This is a genomic window from Micromonospora sp. 4G55 (assembly GCF_016803375.1).
Window position 1 is genome coordinate 1 of the sequence record NZ_JAEVHN010000746.1, and the last position, 2,800, is coordinate 2,800.

General features: G+C 72.8%; 2 protein-coding genes and 1 pseudogene. All 3 read right to left on the reverse strand.

Going from position 1 to position 2,800, the window contains the following annotated elements:
* Positions 1-1,536 (reverse strand): annotated as a pseudogene (locus JNW89_RS33440) (chromosome segregation SMC family protein); the annotation flags it as partial.
* Positions 1,537-1,811: 275 nt separating this feature from the next.
* A complete protein-coding gene (locus tag JNW89_RS33445) occupies positions 1,812-2,006 on the reverse strand; it encodes a hypothetical protein (protein ID WP_007456482.1) in 195 nt (64 codons plus the stop codon).
* 613 nt (positions 2,007-2,619) lie between these two features.
* Positions 2,620-2,800 (reverse strand): hypothetical protein (locus JNW89_RS33450; RefSeq protein WP_238452082.1); only part of this gene is annotated, 181 nt, incomplete at its 5' end.

Sequence of the window (2,800 nt, forward strand, 5' to 3'; positions counted from 1 at the left end):
CGGGCACCTCGCCGGCGCGGGCCAGCAGCGCGCCCGCGCCGTCCTTGCGGCGCAGGCCGAGGGCGAGCGCCTCCTCGCGGGCCTTCCAGGTGGCGGCGTCCTTCTCGGTGGCCCGCTCGGCGTCGGCGAGGGAGCGCACGGCGGCCTGGGCCTTCTCGTGGACGGCGACCGCCTCGGCGTGCCGCTCGTCGAGTTCGGCGTTGTCCCGGTCCGCCTCGGTGGACTGTTCGGCCACCGCGTCCAGGTCGGCCTGGGCCTTCTCGGCGCGGGCCAGCGCGTCGGCGTGGGCGGCGGCGAGCCGCTCGATCTCCTCGCCCGCGCTGGTGGTGCGGGCCCGGGCGAGTTGACCTGCCCGGTGAGCCGGGCCAGGCCCTCCCGGCGGTCGGCGATCGCCTTGGCGGCGGCGACCAGCTCCCGCTCGGCGGCGGCCAGTTGCCGTTCCAGCTCCTGCCGGTGCTCCACCGCCTCGGCCAGCCGGATCTGGTCGTCGGTGAGCGCCGCGCGCAGCTCCTCCTCCTGCTCGCGGACCCGCTGCGACTCGGCCTCCAGCTGCTCCGGGTCGCGGCCGGGCCGCTCGTCGTCGGTGGTGGCGCTGAGGTGGCGCAGCCGTTCCCGGGCGAGCTGCTCGATGGAGCGGAACCGCTCCTGCAGGGCGGAGAGCTTGTACCAGGTGTCCTGGGCGGCGGCGAGCAGCGGCGCGTCCTCGGCCAGGGCCGCCTCCAGCTCGCCCAGGCGGGCCTGCACCTCGCTGTGTTCGGCCTCGACCTGCTCACGCCGCTCGCGCAGCGCGGTCTCGTCGGCGATCTCCCGGTCCAGGGTGGTGCGCAGGGTGGCGAGGTCGTCGGCGAGCAGCCGCAGCCGGGCGTCGCGCAGGCTGGCCTGGATGGCGGCGGCCCGCCGGGCCACCTCGGCCTGCCGGCCCAGCGGCTTGAGCTGGCGGCGCAGCTCGGCGGTGAGGTCGGTCAGGCGGTTGAGATTCACCTGCATCGCGTCGAGCTTCCGCAGCGCCTTTTCCTTGCGCTTGCGGTGCTTGAGGACGCCGGCCGCCTCCTCGATGAACGCCCGCCGGTCCTCCGGCTTGGCGTGCAGCATGCCGTCGAGCCGGCCCTGGCCGACGATGATGTGCATCTCCCGGCCGATGCCGGAGTCCGACAGCAGTTCCTGGATGTCGAGCAGGCGGCAGGAGTCGCCGTTGATCTCGTACTCGCTCTCGCCGGAGCGGAACATCCGGCGGGTGATGGAGACCTCGGTGTACTCGATCGGCAGGGCGCCGTCGGTGTTGTCGATGGTGAGGGTGACCTCGGCTCGGCCCAGCGGCGCCCGCCCGGCGGTGCCGGCGAAGATGACGTCCTCCATCTTGCCGCCGCGCAGCGCCTTGGCGCCCTGCTCGCCCAGCACCCAGGCGATGGCGTCGACGACGTTGGACTTGCCGGAGCCGTTCGGGCCGACCACACAGGTGATCCCGGGCTCCAGCTTGAGCGTCGTCGCGGAGGCGAAGGACTTGAAACCCTTCACCGTCAGGCTCTTGAGATGCACCTTCTCGATCCTCGTCCGGTGGCCGCCGTACCGTCGCCGGCTGCGCGAGCCTGGTGAACCCGCAGACTAACCCGTCGGCGGCGACCCGTCGGCACGCGACCCGCCCCGCGGGACGGCCACCGCGCGCGGAACCGGACGGCGAATGGCGGATTGGACGCCTACAAGATCGGGAAATTGTGGGCGGAAAGCCAGGGGAGACAGAGCTGCGCGCCGGCACATAAGTGTCGGCGCGCGTTTTCGCGGTGGTGCGATTCAGTTTTTCCGGGCCCCGTGGATCAGGTCAGGGCCGGCTCGGCCAGCCGGAGGAGGTCGTCGGCCTCCGCGGCGGCCGCGGCGAGCCGATCGTTGTCGGCACGCAGCCGCGTGATCTCGAACTCGAGTGCCTGAACCCTGGCCCGCAGACGGGTGACCTCGTCGAGCAGACGCCGGTCGGGCGCTGCACCTACGTGGCCGTAGAGGGCTTTCGCCATGCTGACTCCTTGATATGCGCTGCCGGAAAGGCCGGCCAACGCGCGCCCAATAACTGTCCGCGACTGCCACGCCGGCATAATCCGGGCATGACTGGGCGCGACTGGCGACACCTACATATTGAGCCGACACCCCCCTCTTCGTCAAGTTCTCGCAGGCCGTAGATCATCTCCACGTCTACCCTGTCCACTTGCCGGGGGCCGCAAGGCTCGGACACGCTCTGTCCGGACTCCTTAACTGTACGCCGGGAAATGTGCGTACGGTCACCACGTGAGTCGACATCGCCTTAACTCTTCCTTAGCCACGTTGCCGCAGTTCAGGGCACACCCGTAGCGTCAGCGCGGCCCACAACCGACCCCGTGGAGGCGACAGGCGTGTACGGCTGGACCGACCCGATCGACCCGGACGGCGCCCCCCGCGCCCGCAACCGCCCACCGACGAGCCGCCGGCCTGGCTGACCGACCGTCCCGAGCCGCGCTCGGCGTACCTCTTCGGCGACGAGCCGGAGCAGCCGCGCGACGACCTGGCGGACGCCCCGACCGCGCAGTGGCGTACCGAACCGGACGACCGGCCGTACGCGTGGACCGACCGGCCCCCGGCCGGCCCGCCGAACGGTCACCTCGACCCGGCGGCGTACCCGGACGCCCCCGGCGCCCCCTTCGCGCCCGCTCCCGAGTTCGCCCCGCCCGCCGACTGGCGGCACACCACCGGCAACCTGCGGGCCGTCGAGGCCGAGCCGTCGGCCGAGGGACAGGGCCGGCACCGGCGGCGGAGCCGCTTCCCGCGCCCCGCTGGT